The organism is Aestuariivirga sp. (assembly GCF_047602625.1).
In the GTDB taxonomy this organism is placed as follows: Bacteria; Pseudomonadota; Alphaproteobacteria; order Rhizobiales; family Aestuariivirgaceae; genus Aestuariivirga.
The window spans coordinates 1,877,831-1,897,570 of the sequence record NZ_JASGGV010000002.1 but is presented as its reverse complement, the minus strand read 5'-3'; the positions used below and the strand labels follow the sequence as shown (position 1 = coordinate 1,897,570).

Annotated in this window: 19 protein-coding genes and 2 pseudogenes; 11 read left to right on the top strand and 10 right to left on the bottom strand. The window is 61.6% G+C overall.

What is annotated here, in order from left to right; translation table 11 throughout:
* The first annotated feature begins 55 nt into the window (after positions 1-55).
* Positions 56-1,321 carry a vWA domain-containing protein gene (locus QM694_RS14410; RefSeq protein WP_415007616.1) on the top strand — a complete coding sequence of 422 codons (1,266 nt, stop codon included), beginning with the start codon at positions 56-58 and terminating at the stop codon, positions 1,319-1,321.
* A 6-nt stretch (positions 1,322-1,327) separates the two neighbouring features.
* Here QM694_RS14410 and QM694_RS14405 read toward each other — a convergent pair.
* Positions 1,328-2,053 (bottom strand): annotated as a pseudogene (locus QM694_RS14405) (DNA recombination protein RmuC).
* On the opposite strand from QM694_RS14405, the gene QM694_RS14400 reads away from it, so the two are divergent.
* Both QM694_RS14400 and QM694_RS14395 read left to right on the top strand, forming a co-directional pair.
* Positions 2,043-2,288: a hypothetical protein gene (locus tag QM694_RS14400; protein ID WP_415008673.1), complete on the top strand. Its 246-nt coding sequence runs from the start codon at positions 2,043-2,045 to the stop codon at positions 2,286-2,288. The pseudogene QM694_RS14405 and the gene QM694_RS14400 sit on opposite strands and share 11 nt — an antisense overlap.
* A gap of 418 nt (positions 2,289-2,706) precedes the next feature.
* Positions 2,707-3,069 carry a hypothetical protein gene (locus QM694_RS14395; protein WP_415007615.1) on the top strand — a complete coding sequence of 121 codons (363 nt, stop codon included), beginning with the start codon at positions 2,707-2,709 and terminating at the stop codon, positions 3,067-3,069.
* On the opposite strand, the pseudogene pip reads toward QM694_RS14395, so the two are convergent.
* Positions 3,051-4,018 (bottom strand): annotated as a pseudogene (gene pip, locus QM694_RS14390) (prolyl aminopeptidase). The gene QM694_RS14395 and the pseudogene pip sit on opposite strands and share 19 nt — an antisense overlap.
* A gap of 141 nt (positions 4,019-4,159) precedes the next feature.
* Between pip and mscL the strand changes: the two are divergent.
* Both mscL and QM694_RS14380 read left to right on the top strand, forming a co-directional pair.
* Positions 4,160-4,570, top strand: a complete 411-nt coding sequence (gene mscL, locus QM694_RS14385) for a large conductance mechanosensitive channel protein MscL (protein WP_415007614.1) — start codon at positions 4,160-4,162, stop codon at positions 4,568-4,570.
* A 73-nt stretch (positions 4,571-4,643) separates the two neighbouring features.
* A complete protein-coding gene (locus QM694_RS14380) occupies positions 4,644-5,837 on the top strand; it encodes a pyridoxal phosphate-dependent aminotransferase (protein WP_415007613.1) in 1,194 nt (397 codons plus the stop codon).
* Between the two features lie 302 nt (positions 5,838-6,139).
* Here the strand turns inward: QM694_RS14380 and QM694_RS14375 are convergent, their stop codons facing one another.
* From QM694_RS14375 to rph, 4 genes are read right to left on the bottom strand one after another with little or no spacing between them, the layout of a single operon-like run.
* Positions 6,140-6,769, bottom strand: coding sequence for a MarC family protein (locus QM694_RS14375; protein WP_415007612.1), 630 nt, complete (start codon positions 6,767-6,769; stop codon positions 6,140-6,142).
* Positions 6,770-6,793: 24 nt separating this feature from the next.
* A complete protein-coding gene (gene hemW, locus QM694_RS14370) occupies positions 6,794-7,942 on the bottom strand; it encodes a radical SAM family heme chaperone HemW (protein ID WP_415007611.1) in 1,149 nt (382 codons plus the stop codon).
* Positions 7,929-8,534, bottom strand: coding sequence for an RdgB/HAM1 family non-canonical purine NTP pyrophosphatase (gene rdgB / locus QM694_RS14365; protein WP_415007610.1), 606 nt, complete (start codon positions 8,532-8,534; stop codon positions 7,929-7,931). The genes hemW and rdgB overlap by 14 nt, the downstream gene beginning before the upstream one ends.
* Positions 8,534-9,250, bottom strand: coding sequence for a ribonuclease PH (rph, locus tag QM694_RS14360; RefSeq protein ID WP_415007609.1), 717 nt, complete (start codon positions 9,248-9,250; stop codon positions 8,534-8,536). Before rph ends, rdgB begins: the two co-directional genes overlap by 1 nt.
* A gap of 78 nt (positions 9,251-9,328) precedes the next feature.
* On the opposite strand from rph, the gene hrcA reads away from it, so the two are divergent.
* Both hrcA and grpE read left to right on the top strand, forming a co-directional pair.
* Entirely contained in the window at positions 9,329-10,420 is a 1,092-nt protein-coding gene (gene hrcA, locus QM694_RS14355; protein WP_415007608.1) for a heat-inducible transcriptional repressor HrcA, read from the top strand.
* Between the two features lie 67 nt (positions 10,421-10,487).
* On the top strand, positions 10,488-11,042 hold the full coding sequence (grpE, locus tag QM694_RS14350) for a nucleotide exchange factor GrpE (RefSeq protein WP_415007607.1): 555 nt from the start codon (positions 10,488-10,490) through the stop codon (positions 11,040-11,042).
* 558 nt (positions 11,043-11,600) lie between these two features.
* Here grpE and dnaJ read toward each other — a convergent pair.
* Both dnaJ and dnaK read right to left on the bottom strand, forming a co-directional pair.
* Positions 11,601-12,764 carry a molecular chaperone DnaJ gene (dnaJ, locus tag QM694_RS14345; RefSeq protein ID WP_415007606.1) on the bottom strand — a complete coding sequence of 388 codons (1,164 nt, stop codon included), beginning with the start codon at positions 12,762-12,764 and terminating at the stop codon, positions 11,601-11,603.
* Positions 12,765-12,862: 98 nt separating this feature from the next.
* Complete coding sequence (gene dnaK, locus QM694_RS14340; RefSeq protein WP_415007605.1) at positions 12,863-14,776, bottom strand: molecular chaperone DnaK; 1,914 nt, start codon at positions 14,774-14,776, stop codon at positions 12,863-12,865.
* A 210-nt stretch (positions 14,777-14,986) separates the two neighbouring features.
* Between dnaK and QM694_RS14335 the strand changes: the two genes are divergently transcribed.
* From QM694_RS14335 to QM694_RS14320, 4 genes are read left to right on the top strand one after another with little or no spacing between them, the layout of a single operon-like run.
* Complete coding sequence (locus QM694_RS14335; RefSeq protein WP_415007604.1) at positions 14,987-15,190, top strand: hypothetical protein; 204 nt, start codon at positions 14,987-14,989, stop codon at positions 15,188-15,190.
* A 4-nt stretch (positions 15,191-15,194) separates the two neighbouring features.
* Entirely contained in the window at positions 15,195-15,818 is a 624-nt protein-coding gene (locus tag QM694_RS14330; RefSeq protein WP_415007603.1) for an alpha-ketoglutarate-dependent dioxygenase AlkB family protein, read from the top strand.
* Between the two features lie 49 nt (positions 15,819-15,867).
* On the top strand, positions 15,868-16,653 hold the full coding sequence (locus QM694_RS14325; protein ID WP_415007602.1) for a Stf0 family sulfotransferase: 786 nt from the start codon (positions 15,868-15,870) through the stop codon (positions 16,651-16,653).
* 46 nt (positions 16,654-16,699) lie between these two features.
* The gene (locus tag QM694_RS14320) at positions 16,700-17,950 is read left to right on the top strand and encodes a flavin monoamine oxidase family protein (protein ID WP_415007601.1); all 1,251 of its coding nucleotides are present in this window, start codon (positions 16,700-16,702) and stop codon (positions 17,948-17,950) included.
* A 3-nt stretch (positions 17,951-17,953) separates the two neighbouring features.
* On the opposite strand, the gene QM694_RS14315 is transcribed toward QM694_RS14320, so the two are convergent.
* The gene (locus QM694_RS14315; RefSeq protein ID WP_415007600.1) at positions 17,954-18,979 is read right to left on the bottom strand and encodes an aldo/keto reductase; all 1,026 of its coding nucleotides are present in this window, start codon (positions 18,977-18,979) and stop codon (positions 17,954-17,956) included.
* Positions 18,976-19,707, bottom strand: coding sequence for a GntR family transcriptional regulator (locus QM694_RS14310; RefSeq protein ID WP_415007599.1), 732 nt, complete (start codon positions 19,705-19,707; stop codon positions 18,976-18,978). Before QM694_RS14310 ends, QM694_RS14315 begins: the two co-directional genes overlap by 4 nt.
* Positions 19,708-19,740: the final 33 nt, after the last annotated feature.

Sequence of the window (19,740 nt, the reverse complement as noted above, 5' to 3'; positions counted from 1 at the left end):
CTCTTTCGGTTTCCGAACTATTGAGACTGTTCCACAGTGGAACAAGGAGCCAGAAATGAACCTGCGCACGGCCACTTTCCATCTGATCCGCCGCTTTGCAGAGAGCCAGCGGGGAACGACCGCCGTCACCTTCGCCATCGCGATCGTACCCGTACTCTTGGCGGTGGGTGTGGCGATTGACTATGTTCGGTATTCAACAGCCCAGACGCAGCTGCAAGCGGCACTCGACGGCGGTGCCCTGTCTGCTGCATCGGCCTCCACCTTGACGGATGCCAACCGCGTGGAGGCGGCTGAAGCGACTTTCAATGCCAATATCGCTGCGGCAGGCTTGGCGGGAAATGGGGTCGAGAGCAAGTTCGATATTTCCGATAGCAAGGTAGCCGCCACGGCTTCACTTGTTTTGCCTACAGTCTTGATGCAGATCGCGGGCTATCAAAGCATGTCGGTCAGCGTTTCATCCGAAATTGAAATTCCTCCCAAGAAAAAGGCCGAAGTCGCTCTTGTCCTCGACTATTCGGGATCGATGAAGGATGTGCTCGGCGGACAGGTGAAATACATCGCAATGAAGACAGCCGCCCGCAAGCTGGTCGATGATCTGGCAGCCGCCGCTCCAAATGATTTCAAGGTTGGGCTGGTGCCGTTTTCCCATCACGTATGGGTAAGCCTGCCGAAATCGATGGTGCTCGGCCAGTCGGGCGGTGGCACATGGACAGGATGCACGCAGGACAGGAAGTATCCTTATAATCTCACGGATGATACTCCGACCTCCAACAATGCCACAAAGTGGGGCCAACCAAATTCGACAATGCACGCCTCCAGTACCTGCGCTGCCTACGTTCCTAACGACCTGATCGTCCGCCCGCTGACCGATGATTTTGCAGCGGTGGACGCGCAACTCGATGACATGGTACCCTATGCCTACACCCACATTGCTTTGGGCGCGGAATTCGGCTTTCACCTTCTGTCAGGACAGGCGCCTTTTCCAGAAGGAGCGCCTTACTCCGACACCACCACAAAGAAATATCTCGTGCTTCTCACAGATGGCGAGCAGACCGAACCGGCCTTTGGTCCGGGCACGACCCGTACGGTAAACCAGGGTGAAGCCAATCTCACAAGCATCTGCGCCAATGCCAAGGCCAAAGGCATTACGGTTATCACGATTGCCTACAACATTGATGACACTGATACCGTAAAGCGGCTCAGCGACTGCACCACCGATGCTGATACTGATTTCTTCAGCATCGACGCCAGCAATAATGTGGCAAGCGCATTCGAGGAGATCAAGAAGCAGATCACCGCGCAGGTGCAAATCGGAAAATAGAAAAGATCAGCCACGCTCGACAAGGCGTGGCTTCATTTCGGGTTTGGGTTCTTCGAGCTCAAGGCTTTCAATCCTAAGTCCGCGTTTCACAACCTTGTCAGCGGAGATGCCCAGTTTTTCAAGATCTGAGCTGGCATTGCCGAAATGCTTCTGAAGATCACCCATGCGGTCGCGCATGCGCCCTACATCTTCAAGCAACCGGGACACCTCGATCTTGATAAGTCCGGCCTGTTCGCGCATCGCCGCATCCTTGAACACCGCCTGCAGCGTCTGCACCAACAGCATCAGAATATTGGGTGAGGCGACGATCACCCTTTGCCGGTGCGCTTTCTAAATCACATCCTCGAAGTGTTCGTATAAGTCGGCATATATCGCTTCAGACGGAACGAACATGATGGCTGTCTCATGCGTTTCGCCAGCAATCAGGTATTTTTCCGAAATATCTTTCACATGTTTCAATACATCGGAACGCAGGCGCTGCTCCGCCGACCTCTGACCCTCTTCGCCACGCGTGGCTTTGAGCGCGTTGAAGGCCTCGAGCGGAAACTTGGCGTCGATAACGAGGCGCAGTTCAAAATCGGGTAGCTTGATCAGGCAATCCGGCCGGTTGCCGTTGGAAAGCGTGCTTTGAAAGGAGTAGGCATTGGTTTGCAAGCCGTCGCGGATGATGGCTTCCATGCGGCCTTGCCCGTAAGCGCCGCGCGCCTGTTTGTTGGACAGGATGTCCTTCAAGCTCACCATTTCGCTCGAGAGCGCGGTGGAGATTCTTTTGAGCACTATCGATGACCGCCAGACGCTCATAGAGTTGGGTCAGCGATGCGCTTGTCCTATCGGCTTGCGTCGTAAGCCCCATTCCCAGCCGTTCACTGACTTGATCAAGCCGTTCATCCAATGTGCGGGCGAGCTGCGCGTGGCTTCCCTGATTTTGTTCTGCCACGCCACGCAAATGGCCGGTGAGTTCAGCTAGCCGGAATTCCAGATCGGCTGTTCTGCGCGCGGCGTCCATGCTTCCTGTTCTGTTTTGCGATTGCGCCCGCCACGCAAAAACCACCGCCGCGATCAGCAGCAGCAAGGCAAAGACTGTCGCAAATACGATGAAGTCCGATAGGGTTATCGGAAAGCTGCCGAGGCGAAGCAATATGGTGTCGGTTGGCATGCGCGGAAGTTTACCGCGATTCGCGAGGGGTGGCCCGTCCATCTCGACAGAGACGGACGGGCCCTTGACCCCAACAACTCGGGACGGCGACAGGAGCCGTTCGGGCCAACTCGATGCAGCAATGGGATGAGTTCAGGAAAGTTCCAGACCTTCCATTCACCATTCGCAGGGCCTCACGCCGCTGCGAACCCCCGCTGGTTCGGCAACGAAGGTGCGCTGGGATCGTGGCTTGAAGGCGGAGCAAACACGGCAATTTGTTGGCGCTGGCATTACCGCTTTGTTAGAAATGGAAACGCCCCGCAGCAAGGCTGCGGGGCGACATCGAACAAGAAAGAGTTTAGCGGGCGCTGCGGCGGGCCGCGCGCGGATCAAAAGCCCGCGCAGTATGGTCGTTCCGTTCGGTGAAGTAGAGCGACAGGCCACGGCTCAGGCCGTCAGCGAAATCGCGGAATGCATTCAGGATGATCATGGTTGCCTCAAGAGGAAAGAAAAGGTTTCGTTTTTGCTTGAGGCCTATATGGGCTGCAATTATGTACGAAATGTAGCTTTTGGCGCATTGTGGCGCGGTGTCAGCTATGCAATGCCCGCATGACGAAACTTGTCGGTGGCCCGGATCATGGCATCCCGAATGCCTGCTTCCGTTCCTGTATGCCCAGCATCTGGCACCAGCACAAATTCCAATTCCGGCCAAGCCCGGTGAAGGGCCCATGCCGTGTCCATCGGCGTGACCACATCATATCGGCCCTGGATGATGACGCCTGGAATATGGCAGAATCGTACCGGCATCCGCCAGAAGCTGGCCGTCCTGCGCGAAAAAGCCCTTGTTGATGAAATAATGACATTCGATCCGCGCGAAGGCGAGGGCAAAGAGTTCGGCGCTGAAATCCGCCACTCGGCTAGGATCGGGCAGAAGGGAAAGCGTCTCTGCTTCCCACCGCGTCCAGGCCCGGGCGCAGACAGTGCGTTCTGCTGAGGCGGGGCCAGACAAGCGGCGGTAATAGGCTTCAACCATGCTGCCCCGCTCTTGACTCTGGAATCGTGGCCTGATACTCTTCCCAGACATCTGGGAACATCATGGATGCGCCGTGCTGGTAGAACCAGTCCACCTCCGACTGCCTGAGCGTGAAGATACCCCGGATCACCAATTCGGTCACTTTGTCCGGATGTGTTTCCGCGTAGGCGAGGGCAAGGGTCGAGCCCCATGAGCCACCGGCTACCTGCCATCTGGCGATGCCCAGATGCTGGCGCAGCTTCTCCATGTCTTCCACGAGATCCCACGTCGTATTCTCCCGAAGTTCGGCATGGGGCGTCGACTGCCCGCAGCCCCGCTGGTCGAACAGGATAATGCGGTAGTGCGCGGGGTCATGCATTTGCCGGAGGAAAGGCGATATGCCGCCGCCAGGCCCTCCATGCAGCACAACGGCGGGCTTGCCTTGTGGATTGCCAGCCTCCTCGTAATAGATTTCATGCAGGTCCGAGACCTTCAGGCGGCCCCAGGCATAAGGCTGAAGGTCGGGGTAAAAGGGACGGCGCTCGTTCATGTGGATAAGCTTTCCCCGATTTTGGATTTCAAATCCACCCCGGCAACTTTGCACTTGGTTCAACCCAGACTTGCGGTTAACCTTTTGATGTGGGGCAAATCAGCCCGCATGTGTAGTCTTGAGAGACGGGGGTATCGGTTCATGTGGAAAGAGTTCAAGGAATTTGCCTTCAAGGGCAATGCGTTTGATCTGGCGATCGCCGTCATCATCGGCGCCGCGTTCAACAATATCGTGCAAGGCATCGTCAATCTGATCATCATGCCGATTATCGGCGCAGCCACTGGCGGGCTGAACTTTGACAACTATTTTCTGCCCCTGTCTTCAGCCGTCACGGCGACTAATCTCGCCGATGCGCAGAAACAGGGCGCGGTGATCGGCTATGGGGCTTTTATCACCATTCTCATCAACTTCCTCATCGTGGCATTTGTGCTGTTCCAGCTCGTCAAGGCGGCCAACCGCTTCAAGAAGGCAGAGCCTCCACCCGCTCCCGCCGGGCCGTCCAGCACCGATGTGCTGCTCACCGAAATCCGTGATCTGCTGAAAAAGAAGTAAGCAGCGGAAACATATCAGCCGCGAGGCCCGGGTGCTGGACATCCGGGCCTCTTTTTTGCGATGAGGCAAAGCCATGACTCCTGACCAGCTTCTCGCTTCCATCACGCCGCAAGCCCGCAATGAGCCCGACAGCGGCATCGTCAAGGCCGCAATGTATGGCTTTGGCAGGCCGGACGTGATCCCTTTGTGGACCGGGGAAGGCAACCTGCCCACGCCCGAGGTATTTTCCAATGCCGCGATCGACAGCCTGCGCCGCGGCGAAACCTTCTACACATGGCAGCGCGGCATTCCGGAATTGCGCGAAGCACTGGCGCGCTATCATGAGGCGCAGTTTGGCCGCAGCTTCAGTTTTGAGAATTTCTTTGTCACTTCTGGCGGCATGCAATCGATCCAGACCGCCATCCAGATGATCGCCGGCGAAGGCGACGAGATCATCCTGCCGACCCCGGCCTGGCCCAATTACGCCGGCCCGCTCCGCATCCAGGGCTCTGTTCCTGTCGAAGTGCCGATGGAATTTCGCAACGGCCGCTGGACGCTTGATCTTGACCGTCTGTTCGATGCCGTAACACCGCGCACAAGGGCAATCGCGCTCAACTCCCCGTCCAACCCGATCGGCTGGACGGCCACACGCGATGAACTGGTCGCCGTCCGGAATTTCTGCCGCAAGCATGGGCTGTGGATCTTCGGAGATGAAGTCTATTCGCGCTTCTATTACGGAGCGCGCGGAGAGACGCGCGCGCCTTCATTCCTCGACATCTGCGACGATGAGGAGCGCCTTCTCCTCGCCAACACGTTCTCCAAGAACTGGGCCATGACGGGCTGGCGCGTGGGTTGGCTGCAGGCACCGCGCGCACTCGCGCCGGAGATAGAACGCATCATCCAATATAACACCAGCGGCACCCCAGCCTTCTTGCAAAAGGGCTGTGTTGCGGCGCTCGATCTGGGGGAGGAGTTCATCCGGGCCCAAGTGGCCAAGGCGCGCGCCAATCGCGACCTGGTGGTGAAGCTGCTGGGGAATCAGTCGCGTCTGCGCTTCGAGGTGCCCGAAGGTGCCTTTTATCTCTTCTTCGGCATTGAGGGGATGACAAACTCCACCGCAACCACACTTAGGATTATCGACGAAGCCAAGGTTGGCTTCGCGCCTGGCGCCACTTTCGGACCGGGTGGAGAGGGGCATCTGCGTATGTGTTATCTCCGAGATCCTGCAAAAATCGAAGACGCTCTCGGGCAATTCACGGATTGGCTGAAAACCGCCCAGATAAACTAAGATGCTGCCTTTTTAGGCATCGCATTGCACAATCCACACCCAAACCTATTTGACCTGACGAAAAAGCCTCAATCCCGTAGAAATTTATTTCCAAGTAATTTCAATGGATTAAAAATAATTTCAACCCCCGAAGCAAATTGGCATTGCCTTTGCTATGTATGTTGCATCGCACACGTCTGCCTTGGGTCCTCCCATTCTCAATGTCAAAGTCCTCGTGTCGTGCCAAGGTTCGCGGTCTCCTCGGGAATCCTTGGTGAAAAGGGGTGAATGGAGTTGGTTGCTGCCGTTCACCCCTTATTTTTTTATGGGTTCAACAGCTTCGTCACGCCATCGATCACGAATTGCACGGCCAATGCGGCAAGGATGATGCCCAGCAGGCGTGAAAGCACTGCGCGTCCGGTTACGCCCATGGTGACTGAAATGCGCTCGGCCAACCGGAATGCCACGTAACAGGCGATAATGATGATCGCCACCACGGCCAGCAAGGCGGCGAGATAGTCGACACGGTTCTCGGCACGCCCTGCCAGCAGGATCATGGCGGTGATCGCGCCGGGGCCTGCCATCAAGGGAATGGCCAGTGGGAAGGCGGCGACATTCTTGACGTGATCAACGGTGATCGCCGTTTTGGCGGCATCCGCGCGGCGCTGGCTGCGGTGGTCGAACACCATTTCTGCCGCGGACCACAACAACAGGAGGCCACCTGCGATCCGGAAAGCGGAAAGCGAAATCCCGAGCAGCGTCAAAAGCTGCGCGCCCATCAAGCCCGCCACAACCAGAATGCCAAACGCGATGGCGCTGGCTCGGAAAGCCACTTCCCGCCGGTGTTCATCGGACATGCCGGTTGTCACGCCGAGGAACAGCGCGGACAGGAATATCGGGTCCACCATCACCAGAAGGGTGGCAAAGGCCGAAGCGATGTAGCTACCGAGCATGAGGCGAGAGTAGCAGGCCCGGCGTCAGACGGCGAGTTCTCCGATAATGGCATTGAGCAGGCGGCGCCCATCCGCCGTGGCGCTCAGGCGGTTGCCGTTGCGCTTGACCAGCCCCATGGATTTGAGCCCAGCGAGTTTTGACGAGTCCATTGGCCGCCCCGCCAGAGATTCAAAGCGGTCGAGGTCGATGCCTTCGGAAATGCGCAAGCCCATCAGCAGATATTCGGCGGATTGCTCGCATGGCGATACGCGGGTTTCCTCGGTGACGCCGGAACCCTGCTCCAGAACCTGGGCGCGCCATGTCTCGGGGTGTTTTTCGGCAACCAGAGCCAATCGCGTTTCGCCATCCGCCAGCCGGCTGTGCGCGCCAGGCCCCACGCCCGCATATTCGCCATAGCGCCAGTAGAGAAGATTGTGCCGCGACTCCTGGCCCGAAACAGCATGGTTCGAGATCTCATAGGCATTGAGCCCCGCCGCTGCCGTCAATTCCTGTGTTACGTCGAAAAGATCCACCGCGCGATCTTCCGGCGGCACGGCGAGCGCCCCTTTGGCGTGAAGATCGAAATAGGCTGTGCCCGGTTCGATGGTGAGCTGATAGAGCGACATGTGCCCCTGCTGTTCCGCAAGAGCGCGTGCAAGTTCTTCACGCCATGCTGCAACAGTCTGGTTTGGTCGCGCGTAGATCATGTCGAAGGACACGCGCGGAAAAACCTTTGCCGCCATCCGGAAGGCTGCCAGCGCTTCCTCAGCCGTATGCTGCCGTCCCAGCGCCTTGAGATCATGATCGTTCAGCGCCTGAACGCCTACCGACACACGATTTATGCCTGCCGCGCGATAGCCGCGAAAATTCCCGGCCTCGATGGACGTGGGGTTGGCCTCGAGAGTCGTTTCCACCTCTGGCGAAACCGGCCACAGGCCGCCGATGGCATCCAGAACATGGCCGACTGCTTGCGGCGGCATCAGCGACGGCGTGCCGCCGCCGAAGAAGATCGACGTGACGGTGCGGCCCGGCGTCCGCTGCCGCATCCAGCGCAGTTCCGCCGCCAGCGCTTCGGCAAAGGACATGGCATCGACGGGCTGGTGGCGGACATGCGAATTGAAGTCGCAATAGGGGCATTTGGCCTTGCAGAACGGCCAGTGCACATAGATGCCGAAGGCCTCAGAAGAGGTCACGGACCAGCGCCTCCAGCGCCCGCGCGCGATGCGAAATAGCGTTTTTTGCTTCGGGTTCCATCTCGGCGAAAGTCAGGGACTGCCCTTCGGGCACGAACATCGGGTCATAGCCATGGCCCAATTGCCCACGCGGTGGCCAGACCAGCGTGCCAGGCGCACGGCCTTCGTAAATCCGCTCCGCGCCATTGGGCCACATCACGCAGAGTGTGCACATGAAGGTGGCGCGCCGTTGCGCGGGCGCGGTTGCCCCTTTCGCCTCGAGCTTTTCCTCAACCAGCCGCATGGCCTGGTTCCAGTCGCGGGATGGCCCAGCCCAGTCGGCGGTGTAGACCCCCGGCGCGCCGTCCAACGCGTTAACGCACAAGCCAGAATCATCGGCGATGGCGATGAGGCCTGAAGCCTCGACCGCGGCCTTCGCCTTGATCCGTGCATTGCCGATGAAGGTGGTTTCGGTTTCCGCAGGCTCGGCAAGCCCGAGTTCACCCGCCGAAACGGCCGAGACACCATGGGGCTTCAGCAACGCTGCAAACTCCGCAAGCTTGCCCTTGTTGTGGGTGGCGATGACAACCCGCTGGTTCGTCAGCCTGGGCATTATCCCGCCAGCGCCTGCTTCTGCAGGGAAACCAGTTCGCCGATACCTTTGCGCGCCAAAGCGAGCAATTCCAGAAGGTTGTCCTGCGAGAAGGGTTCGCCCTCCGCCGTGCCCTGGATTTCCACAATGCCGCCAGAGCCCGTCATCACGAAATTGGCATCGGTGCCCGCTGTCGAATCTTCCGCATAATCGAGATCGAGCACCGGCGTGCCGCCATGGATGCCGCAGGAGATCGCCGCCACATGGTCTTTCAGCGGCCAGGCGTTGAACATCGACCGCGCCTTCATCCACGTCAGGCAGTCATGAAGCGCCACGAAGCTGCCGGTGATCGCCGCCGTGCGGGTGCCGCCATCGGCCTGCAGCACATCGCAGTCGAGCGTGATCTGCTTCTCGCCCAGCGCCACGAGATCGACGACGGCGCGCAGGCTCCGGCCAACAAGGCGCTGGATTTCCTGAGTGCGGCCGGATTGCTTGCCGGCCGTGGCTTCGCGCCGTGTGCGGTCATTGGTGGCGCGGGGCAGCATGCCATATTCCGCCGTCACCCAGCCCTTGCCGCCGCCCTTGAGCCAAGGCGGCACCCGCTCCTCAAGCGAGGCGGTGCACAGCACATGGGTATCGCCGAAGCGGACGAGGCACGAGCCTTCGGCATGTTTCGTAAAGCCGCGCGTGAAGCTCACGGCGCGCAACTGGTCGGGGAGGCGGCCCGATGGACGCATGATGTCATTTCCTTTCGTGAAGCGGGGGTTCTAGCCGCTCGATTGACCCCAGCCAATGGGATTTCTACATTGTCTTCCATGACCATCATCCCGCCCCGTTCCCCGCTTGATGACAGGCTTTCCGGCGTTCCGGGCCTCGACCAGCGGTCGCGCGAGATTTTCCGCCGCCTTGTCGACACCTATCTCGAAACCGGCGAGCCTGTGGGTTCGCGCACCATCTCGCGCATCCTGCCGTCGGGCCTTTCCGCGGCGTCTGTCCGCAATGTGATGATGGACCTTGAGGATGCGGGGCTGATCTTCTCGCCCCATACCAGTGCCGGCCGCGTGCCGACGCAGACGGGACTGCGCTTCTTCGTCGATGCGCTGATGGAAGTGGGGGCGATGAATGCCGATGAGCGCGCCCGCATCGATGCGCAGGTGGCGGCCTCCAACCGCCCGCGCCGCATCGAGGATGTGCTGGGTGAGGCGACGACCATGCTCTCCGGCCTCTCGCACTACGCGGGCGTGGTGATGGCGCCCAAGATGAATGCCAGGCTGAAGCATATCGAGTTCGTGAACCTGGGGCCGGGCCGGGCGCTGGTGATCCTGGTGGGCGAGGATGGCGGCGTCGAGAACCGGGTGATCGACGTGCCGCCGGGCCTGCCGCCCTCGGTTTTCGTCAAGGCCACCAACTATCTGTCCAGCCGCTTCCAGGGCAAGACCATCGACGAGGTGCAGCGCACCGTGCGGGCCGAGATGGAGAATTTGCGCCGCGAGCTGGATGATGTGTCTGCCCGCATTGTCGAAACGGGGATCGCCCAGTGGTCGGGCGACAGCGATCCCGACGCCAAGACGCTGATCGTCAGGGGGCAGGCCAACCTGATCGAGAATGCCGCCGCATCAGCCGATCTCGACCGCATCCGCAAGCTGTTCGACGACATCGAGAACAAGAAGGAGCTGGTGCAGCTTCTGGGCGCGGCAGAAGGCGGCGAAGGGGTGCGCATCTTCATCGGCTCGGAAAACCGGCTGTTTTCGCTGTCGGGGTCCTCGCTTGTGGTGGCGCCTTACCGGAACAGCGAGGAGAAGATCGTCGGCGTGCTCGGCATCATCGGGCCGACCCGCATGAACTATGCCAGGATCATACCGATGGTCGATTATACGGCCAAGGTGGTGGGCCGTTTGCTGACTTGATTTTCCAGCCGATCCAGCCGATATGCGGCCCAACCCCCTGATGTTTTGGCGATTGTGAGAGCGTGTCATGGCGAAGCAAGAACACCTGAATGATGACGAGCCGGTGGAGATCGAATCCCCCATCGCCGAAGCGCCGGAAGACGAGCGCGATGTGGAAATCGCCAGCCTCAGGGACGAGATCGCGGCGCTGAAGGACCGCATGCTGCGCTTCGCCGCCGAGGCCGACAACACCAAGAAGCGGCTGGAGCGCGAGAAGGCGGAGGCCGCCCTTTATGCCGCCACCAATTTCGCCAAGGATTTGCTGAGCGTCACCGACAACATGGGCCGGGCGCTGGCCGCCGTGTCGCCGGAAGAGCGCGCGGCGGGCGACCAGGCGCTGGACAACCTTCTGGCCGGCGTGGAACTCACCGAGCGCGAACTGCTGAACACCTTCCAGCGCCACGGCATCCGCAGGCTCGAGACGGTGGGGCAGAAGTTCGACCCCAACATGCAGCAGGCGCTGTTCGAGGTGCCGACCACCGACTACCCGCCGGGCACAGTGGTGCAGGAGATGCAGTCCGGCTTCGCCATCGGCGACCGCTGCCTGAGGCCCGCCATGGTGGGTGTCGCCAAGGCGCCTTGACACCTGCTCACGGGCAAAAATGCGCAAATAAAGGCATCGGAAATTTTCGCTGGAAATGTTTCATGTGAAACATTTCCTAGGCCTGTTTTTGCACGCTTTTTGATGCGTTTTGGCGTGAAAACGCGTGGTGCGGGGTGTTTTTTCGTAGGTGTAAGCTGCATTTAAGTTGCCAAATTGAGGCCACCCAAATTGACTCTGTCAATTTCGCCGCCGCCTCCGCTGGCGCAGCGTGAGGACGCAAGACGAATCCCTCTCTTTGTCATCCCGGCGGTAAGCCGGGACCCAGACTTGGCCGGAAGCGTGCGGGTTGAACGTCTGGTTTCCGGCGTTCGCCGGAATGACAGGTGAGGGGTGTCCTCGCACCGCGACAGCGGGGAGAGGGCGAGCCCTTGCGAGCGCCGCTCAGCGGCCGGGTGGGGCCTGTTGCAAAGCAACGGGGAGGAGAGGGGCAAACGGATGTTCTGACAAAGAGACCGGGTGCCCCTCATCTCCCCCATCGCAAGAGCGATGGGTCCCCTTCTTCTCCCCGCTCGCGCGGGGCGAAGACAACAGAATGCTTTACGAGCCGAAGCTGTCCCAGAAGCTCTTGGCCTTGGCGAAGAAGCCTTCGGACTCAGGGCTGTTGTTGCGGGCTTCCTGATCGAACTCTTTCAGAAGCTCGCGCTGCTTGCGGCTGAGGTTGACGGGGGTTTCGACCGCAACCTGAATATACATGTCGCCATGCTGGGAGGAGCGCAGCACCGGCATGCCCTTGCCCTTGAGGCGGAACTGCTTGCCGGCCTGCGTGCCCTCGGGCACCGGCACGCGGGCCTTCTTGCCGTCGATGGTGGGCACCTCGATGTCACCGCCCAAGGACGCCACCGTCATCGACACCGGCACCTTGCAGAAGAGATCGGCGCCATCGCGCTGGAAGAATTCATGCGGGCGCACCGAGAGGAAAATATAGAGATCGCCCGACGGGCCGCCGCGCAACCCCGCCTCGCCTTCATTCGCCAGCCTGATGCGCGTGCCGTCCTCGACGCCCGCCGGAATGTTGACGGAGAGTGTCCGCTCTTTCTGCACGCGGCCCTGGCCGCCGCAATTGCTGCACGGATCGGAGATCACCTGTCCCCGGCCCTGGCAGGTGGGGCAGGTGCGCTCCACCGTGAAGAAGCCGGACTGCGAGCGCACCGACCCCTGCCCGTTGCAGGTGGTGCAGGTTTTAGGCGTGGTGCCGGGCTTGGCGCCGGAGCCATGGCAGACCTCGCAGGCTACCGAAGAGGGCACGCGGATTTGCGCCGTCTTGCCGCTGAAGGCTTCGGTGAGCGAGATTTCCATGTTGTAGCGGAGATCGGAGCCGCGCGTGGCGCCCGAGCCGCCGCGGCCTCGCCCGCCCCTCTGGCCGCCGCGCTGACCGCCCATGAAATCGCCGAACAGGTCCTCGAAAATATCCGACATGGAGGAATTGAATTCAGGCCCGAAGCCCGCGCCGCCGCCGCGCCCGCCGCCCATGCCGCCTTCGAACGCCTGATGGCCGAACCGGTCATAGGCGGCGCGCTTCTGCCCGTCCTTCAGGACGTCATAGGCTTCGTTCAGTTCCTTGAACTTGGCTTCCAGCGCCTTGTCGCCCGGATTGGCATCGGGGTGATATTGCTTGGCGAGCTTGCGGTAGGCGTTCTTGAGTTCTTTGTCGTCGGCCGTCTTGCCGACGCCAAGAATCTCGTAATAGTCGCGCTTGGCCATGTTTTTCGTGTCACCGCTGGCGGGAAGAGGATTGACCTATAGCAGACCCCGCGCCCGGGCGTTCAATCCCGGGCGCGGGTATCCACCAGCATCTTGCATCAGGCCTTCTTGTCTTCGTCGTCGACTTCGGTGAAGTCGGCATCGAGGACGTCGTCGTCCTGCGGGCCGCCGGCGCCAGCGGCGGCATCGGGCGCCTCGCCGGCTGCCGCCTGCGCCTTGTAGAGCGCCTCGCCCAGCTTCATCGCGGCCTGGGCCAGCGTGTTGGTCTTGGCCTTGATGTCCTCGGCATCCTCGCCCTCCATCACGCCCTTGAGGTCGGCGATGGCGGCGTCGATGGCCGACTTGTCGGCGGCGGGCACCTTGTCGCCTGATTCCGCCATCGACTTGGTGGTCGTGTGGATCAGGGCTTCGGCGTGGTTCTTGGCTTCCACCAGATCCTTGCGCTTCTTGTCCTCGGCGGCATTGGCCTCCGCTTCCTTGACCATCTTCTCGATCTCCTTGTCGGAGAGACCGCCCGAGGCCTGGATGCGGATCTGCTGCTCCTTGTTCGTCGCCTTGTCCTTGGCGGACACGTTGACGATGCCGTTGGCGTCGATGTCGAAGGTGACCTCGATCTGCGGCACGCCGCGCGGCGCCATGGGCAGGCCCATCAGGTCGAACTGGCCGAGCATCTTGTTGTCGGCGGCCATTTCACGCTCGCCCTGGAAGACCCGGATCGTCACCGCCGTCTGGTTGTCGTCGGCGGTGGAGAAGACCTGGCTCTTCTTGGTGGGGATCGTGGTGTTGCGGTCGATCAAGCGCGTGAACACGCCGCCCAGCGTTTCGATGCCGAGCGACAGCGGCGTCACGTCGAGGAGCAGCACGTCCTTGACTTCGCCCTTGAGCACGCCCGCCTGGATGGCGGCGCCGATGGCGACCACCTCATCCGGGTTGACGCCCTTGTGCGGCTCCTTGCCGAAGAACTGCTTCACCACCTCGATGACCTTGGGCATGCGCGTCATGCCGCCGACGAGAACGACCTCGTCGATCTGGCCGGCCGTCACGCCCGCATCCTTGAGCGCGGCGCGGCAGGGCTCGATGGTCTTCTGGATGAGATCATCCACCAGCGCTTCGAGCTTGGCGCGCGTGAGCTTGAGGGTGAGATGCTTGGGGCCGGACGCATCCGCCGTGATGAAGGGCAGGTTGATTTCGGTCTGCGTCGAGGACGACAGCTCGATCTTGGCCTTCTCCGCGGCTTCCTTGAGGCGCTGGAGGGCCAGCTTGTCCTTGCGGAGGTCGATGCCCTGTTCCTTCTTGAACTCATCGGCGAGGTAATCGACGATGCGCATGTCGAAGTCTTCACCGCCCAAGAAGGTGTCGCCGTTGGTCGACTTCACCTCGAACACGCCGTCGCCGATTTCGAGAACCGAGACGTCGAAGGTGCCGCCGCCAAGGTCATAGACGGCGATCGTGCCGGCCTCGCGCTTGTCGAGGCCATAGGCGAGCGCCGCGGCGGTCGGCTCGTTGATGATGCGCAGCACTTCAAGGCCGGCGATCTTGCCGGCATCCTTGGTAGCCTGGCGCTGCGAGTCGTTGAAATAGGCGGGAACCGTGATGACGGCCTGGGTAACGGGTTCGCCCAGATAGCGCTCGGCGGTTTCCTTCATCTTGGTGAGGGTGAAGGCGGAAATCTGCGAGGGCGAATATTTCTTACCGCGCGATTCAACCCACGCGTCGCCGTTGTCGGCCTTCACGATGTTATAGGGAACGAGCTTCTTGTCCTTGGCCACCATGGGATCGTCCATGCGGCGGCCAATCAGGCGCTTGATGGCGAAGAAGGTGTTCTCGGGATTTGTGACCGCCTGGCGCTTGGCCGGCTGGCCGACGAGCGTCTCGCCATCCGCGGTGAAGGCGACGATCGACGGGGTGGTGCGGGCACCCTCGGCGTTTTCGATCACCTTGGGGTTCTTGCCTTCCATGACCGCGACGCAGCTGTTGGTGGTGCCGAGGTCGATACCGATTACTTTAGCCATATATGTCCTCCTGTGGCAGGCAAAGCGGGGAACCTTCTGGCGAAGCATTCCCTTCCCCCTATCCGGGGCCAGCCTCCGTGCTGTGATATGGGAACGGGGCCCTGTTTTACCAAGCCCCCGTCTTACGTTCGTCGCGGTATATAGGCGGGGGTTTTCTGGCTATCAAGCGGGGAAACCCGTTTACCATGGCTAATGGCTTGGGGTTCGGAAATGGGTGAAATGGACGGTTACAGGGCGATGTATCTTTTCTTGAACAGCAAGTTTGAGCAGCGATGGGAAAATCTTGCAGAGCTGCTGGGCAGCATGCAGTTGTCCGAAGACGAGCTTCCGTTCGACCCTGCCTTCCGTGACGATTGGAAAGATGCAGTTGCAAGGGCGAAAGATTGGACAATCGAGCGGCAGCAAGGCGGTTGAAGCGATGCCTTCCGGCCTCCGCCATCTCCCCGGCTTTCTGGACCGCCCCGCGCAGGAGGCGCTGGTGGGGAAATTGCGGGCGCTGGTTGCCGAAGCGCCGTTCTTCACGCCCGTCATGCCACGGACAGGCAGGCCCTTCACGGTTGCGATGACCAATCTGGGGAGCCTCGGCTGGGTGTCGGACCGGGCGGGCTACCGTTACCAGCCCACCCACCCCGACACGGGGAATCCTTGGCCCACCATCCCGGAGGCGGTGCTCGCGGTGTGGCGGGAGGTTTCAGCCTATCCGCATCCGCCCGAGGCCTGCCTCGTCAACCATTACCGCGAGGGCGCGAAGATGGGCCTGCACCGGGATGAGGACGAGGAGGAGTTCGCGGCCCCCGTCGTCTCGATTTCGCTGGGCGACACGGCGGTGTTCCGCATCGGGGGAACGGAGCGCGGCGGCAAGACCGAAACGCTGAAACTTTCATCGGGCGACGTGCTGGTGATGGGCGGCGAGTCCCGCCTCTGCTATCACGGCATCGACCGCGTGCTCTCCGGCACCTCAACACTTCTCAGGGACGGCGGCCGTATCAACCTGACGCTCCGCCGGGTGACAAAGCCGGAAACGCCATCGCAGCGCCGGTGAACCGCTGCCATGATTGACCGGCTGTGCCGCGGGCGATAGGGGAAGGCGCATGAATGGCGCTTTCCCGGAACGAAATCCCGCATTTGACGGATATATCATCTGCGGCACACCGCGCACCGGCAGCACGCTTCTGTGCGGCCTGTTGAAAATGGCGAAGGCCGGTGCGCCCCATTCGTTCTACCGGCGGCAGAACATTGCGGAATGGGCGGAATCATGGGGCGTACCCGCCCCCGGCACGGTGAGCGGGGCCGAATTCGACACAGCCTATCTTCAGGCGGCAATCCGCGCCGGCAGGGGCGGCACGGACATCTTCGGGATGCGGCTGATGAAGGAAAATCTTGGCGAAGTGTCGGGCATTCTCGACCGGATGTTCCCGGGATTGCCATCGGACAAGGCCCGCCTCGAACGCGCCTTTGGCCAGATCGCCTATCTTCATCTTTCCCGCGAGGACAAGCTGGCGCAGGCCGTCTCGCTCATCAAGGCGCAGCAGACCGGCCTCTGGCATGTGGCGCCCGATGGTACCGAGATCGAGCGCGTGGCGCCGCCGCAGGAGCTGCAATATGATTCAGGCCGCATCGCCCGCGAACTGGCGGCGCTGGAAGGCTATGATGCGGCCTGGAACACATGGTTCGCCACGCAGGGGATCAACCCCATCCGCATCGGCTATCAAGCCCTTGCTGCCGCTCCGGCTGCAACGCTGTCCACCATCTGCGGCAAATTGGGGCTCCCCGCACCCGCACTTCACGATGTGAAGCCGGAGGTCGCGATACTCGCCGACGCGACGAGCCTCGACTGGATGCGCCGCTTCCGCGCCGAACGTCAGGCAATGGCATGACCGCCGGACAGCCGAGTGAACAGACAAGAACGATCCGGAATTGACCATGAGTGACTATGACATCGCTGTTATCGGCGCCGGGGCGGCGGGGCTGGCCGCCGGGCTGACGCTGCAGAAAAGCGGCCTGCGCTTCGTGGTGCTGGAGGCGCGGAGCCGCATCGGCGGCAGGGCCTTCACCGACACCACAAGCTTTCCCGGCATTCCCTTCGACCATGGCGGCCACTGGCTGCATGCGGCGGCGCAGAATCCCTTCACGAAGATCGCCGGCAGGCTGGGCTTCCGCTACAAATCCGATATCGACTGGTCGCATCGCGTGCTGCTGCTGCGGGGCGGCGGGCGGGGCTCACAGGCGCTGATGCGCGAGGCCGGCACGGCGCTGATGACGGCGGTGGACCGGATTCTCGAGGCGGGCCATGCGCGCCGCGACGTGGCCTATTCCGATGTGATCGACAGGAGCGATCCGTGGTTTCCGCTGACGCGGCGCACGCTGAACCAGATTACCTCGCATGAGCCCGAAGATTGTTCGACGCTCGACTTCGCCAGCTATGTGGAGGATGGCGGCGATTATCCGGTGGAGAATGGTTATGGCGCGCTGGTTGAGGCCAATGCGGCGGGCTTGCCCGTTTCGCTCAACACCCCTGTCACGCGCATCGGCTGGAGGGGCAAGGGTGTCGGGATCGAGACGCCGCAGGGCACGGTGACGGCGCGGGCCGCCATCGTGGCGCTGCCGGTGAATGTGCTGGCTTCGGCCTTAAGCTTCGATCCCGTGCTGCCGCCGGATATGCTGGAGGCCATCGCCAAATGCCCGATGGGCCATGCCGAGAAGATCGCCCTGCTGCTCGACCGCCCGCTGGAAGGCTTCGGCCATGTCTATGGCGACATCGTCGATGCGCCGCCGATGAGCGTTCCGCCTTTCAACCTGCATATCAATCCTTTCGGCAGGCCGATCGTCGTGTCGCATCTCGCCGGCAACGAGGCGCGCGATCTCGAACGGCATGGCGAGGCTGCGATGGTCGCACTCGCCACCGAGCGGATGGTGGATGCGTTCGGCAGCGCCATCCGCACGCGCATCCTGAAGGGCGTCGCCACGCACTGGGCCTCGGAGCCTTTCACGCTGGGCGGCTATTCGCATTGCGCGCCGGGGCAGGCGCATGTGCGCAAGGCCTTCCGGCAGCCCGTGGCGGAGCGGCTGTTCTTCGCAGGCGAACAGTGTTCGGAACGGTTCTGGTCGACCATCCACGGCGCGCATCTCTCAGGGATCAGCGCCGCGGAACAGGCGATCAAGTCTCTCAAGTAGATTTTACTTGGGAACCGGCGCGTCCTGACGCAGCAGGCCCTGGGCTTTCAGATCCTTCCACAGGGCTTTGGGGATTTTCACATCCATGGTCTTGACGTTGAGCTGCACTTCCTTCGGGTTCTGGGCGCCGGGAATGACCGAGACGACGGACGGGTGGGTGAGCGGAAAGCGCAGCGCCGCCTGCGGCAGCTTCACCTTGTGCGCGGCGCACACCGCCTCGATCTTCTTGACGCGGTCGAGAATGTCCTTGGGCGCCTTGAAGTAATTATACCACGCGCCGGGCCTGGGGCCGGTGGCGAGGATGCCGGAATTGTACGGTCCGCCCAGCACGATGCCGATGCCGCGTTCCTCCGTGAGCGGAAGAAAGGACTGAAGCGCTTCCTGCTCGAGAAGCGTATAGCGCCCGGCCAGCAGGAAAATGTCGAAATCGCCCTGCCTGGCCAGCGTTTCCGCCACCTGCCATTCATTGATGCCGGCGCCGAAGGCCTTGATGACCTTCTGGTCGCGGAGTTCGCGGAGCGCTTTGTAGCCGCCGCCCATGAACTCGGCCACGTAGTGATCGCGCGCCGCCTCGGAGCCGTGGGTATAGACGTCGAGGTCATGGCCATAGACGACATCGATCGAATCGATGCCGAGGCGTTCGAGCGAGGCGTCGAGCGAGCGCATCACCCCGTCATAGGAATAGTCATAGACCTGCACGCGCGACGGCGTGTCGAAGAATTTGCCGATGCCGGTGCGCTCGTTGGGCGGGCAGACTTTCAGGAGCCGCCCCACCTTGGTGGAGAGCACATAATCCTTCCGCTTCTTGCCGCGCAGGAAATGGTTGAGGCGGGTTTCCGACAGTCCGAGGCCATAGAGGGGGGCTGTGTCGTAGTAGCGCATGCCGGCTTTCCACGCGGCATTGAGGGTTCCCTGCGCATCCTCTTCGCTCACCGCGCGGTAGAGATTGCCGAGCGGTGCGGTGCCGCAGCCCAGTTCGGTGAATTTGATGGTGGCGCCCGAAGGGGCCTTGAAGCTGCGGGATTTCATGACACGTCTCCGGTTGCTGTCAGGTCGGCGAAAAGGTCGGGCCGCTCGCGGGCGAGCAGTTCAAGTTCGGTCATCACGGCGGCGAGATGGTCTTCCATGGCTTTTGCCGCCGCATCGCCATCGCGCGCCGTGATGGCGTCAAGGATGCGGCGGTGTTCGTCAAGGGTGAAATGCGGGGCGCGCCTGGTGTTGAGGAGGCGGCGCACCCGTTCAAGCCCGAGGCGGGCCGATTGCGCGGCGGCGCGCACCCGCTGGAATCCGAGAGCATCCAGCAGCACCTCGTGGAAATCGACATCGAAGCGGTAGAAACCATCGCGGTCATCGCTCTTGGCCGCCGCCTCCTGATAAAGCACTGCCTGTTTCATGGCTGAGATGGCGGACGGATCGAGTGTGTGGGTCAGGGCGCGGAGCGCCTCCGTCTCGATGGCGCGGCGGAGGAACATGTTCTCCCGCGCGTCGGACAGGCGGATCAGCGCCACCCGGCTGCCGCTCTGCGGCATGATTTCGACCAGCCCTTCCGCGGCGAGCCGCCCCAGCGCCTCGCCCACCGGAAAACGGGAGACCCCCATCCGCTGGGCGATGGCATGCTTGTCGAGCAGGCTGCCGGGCTTGAGCTCCAGACGGACGATGGCATCCCGCAAGGCCGCCTGCACCCGCTGCGTCGCTCCGCCGCGCTGGAGCACGGGGGCCGCATCAAGAAAATCATAGGTGACTGTGGCCACTGACATGCTAACATGTTAGTCAGAACTTCGAGCCCTTTT

Coding starts and splice junctions, on each gene's coding strand:
- QM694_RS14320 (WP_415007601.1), top strand. CDS start 16,700: ATGAGTGACTATGACATCGCTGTTATCGGCGCCGGGGCGGCGGGGCTG.
- rdgB (WP_415007610.1), bottom strand. CDS start 8,534: ATGCCCAGGCTGACGAACCAGCGGGTTGTCATCGCCACCCACAACAAG.
- grpE (WP_415007607.1), top strand. CDS start 10,488: ATGGCGAAGCAAGAACACCTGAATGATGACGAGCCGGTGGAGATCGAA.
- QM694_RS14335 (WP_415007604.1), top strand. CDS start 14,987: ATGGGTGAAATGGACGGTTACAGGGCGATGTATCTTTTCTTGAACAGC.
- QM694_RS14375 (WP_415007612.1), bottom strand. CDS start 6,769: ATGCTCGGTAGCTACATCGCTTCGGCCTTTGCCACCCTTCTGGTGATG.
- rph (WP_415007609.1), bottom strand. CDS start 9,250: ATGCGTCCATCGGGCCGCCTCCCCGACCAGTTGCGCGCCGTGAGCTTC.
- QM694_RS14400 (WP_415008673.1), top strand. CDS start 2,043: ATGTCCTTCAAGCTCACCATTTCGCTCGAGAGCGCGGTGGAGATTCTT.
- QM694_RS14410 (WP_415007616.1), top strand. CDS start 56: ATGAACCTGCGCACGGCCACTTTCCATCTGATCCGCCGCTTTGCAGAG.
- dnaK (WP_415007605.1), bottom strand. CDS start 14,776: ATGGCTAAAGTAATCGGTATCGACCTCGGCACCACCAACAGCTGCGTC.
- QM694_RS14315 (WP_415007600.1), bottom strand. CDS start 18,979: ATGAAATCCCGCAGCTTCAAGGCCCCTTCGGGCGCCACCATCAAATTC.
- QM694_RS14310 (WP_415007599.1), bottom strand. CDS start 19,707: ATGTCAGTGGCCACAGTCACCTATGATTTTCTTGATGCGGCCCCCGTG.
- hrcA (WP_415007608.1), top strand. CDS start 9,329: ATGACCATCATCCCGCCCCGTTCCCCGCTTGATGACAGGCTTTCCGGC.
- QM694_RS14380 (WP_415007613.1), top strand. CDS start 4,644: ATGACTCCTGACCAGCTTCTCGCTTCCATCACGCCGCAAGCCCGCAAT.
- QM694_RS14325 (WP_415007602.1), top strand. CDS start 15,868: ATGAATGGCGCTTTCCCGGAACGAAATCCCGCATTTGACGGATATATC.
- dnaJ (WP_415007606.1), bottom strand. CDS start 12,764: ATGGCCAAGCGCGACTATTACGAGATTCTTGGCGTCGGCAAGACGGCC.
- QM694_RS14330 (WP_415007603.1), top strand. CDS start 15,195: ATGCCTTCCGGCCTCCGCCATCTCCCCGGCTTTCTGGACCGCCCCGCG.
- mscL (WP_415007614.1), top strand. CDS start 4,160: ATGTGGAAAGAGTTCAAGGAATTTGCCTTCAAGGGCAATGCGTTTGAT.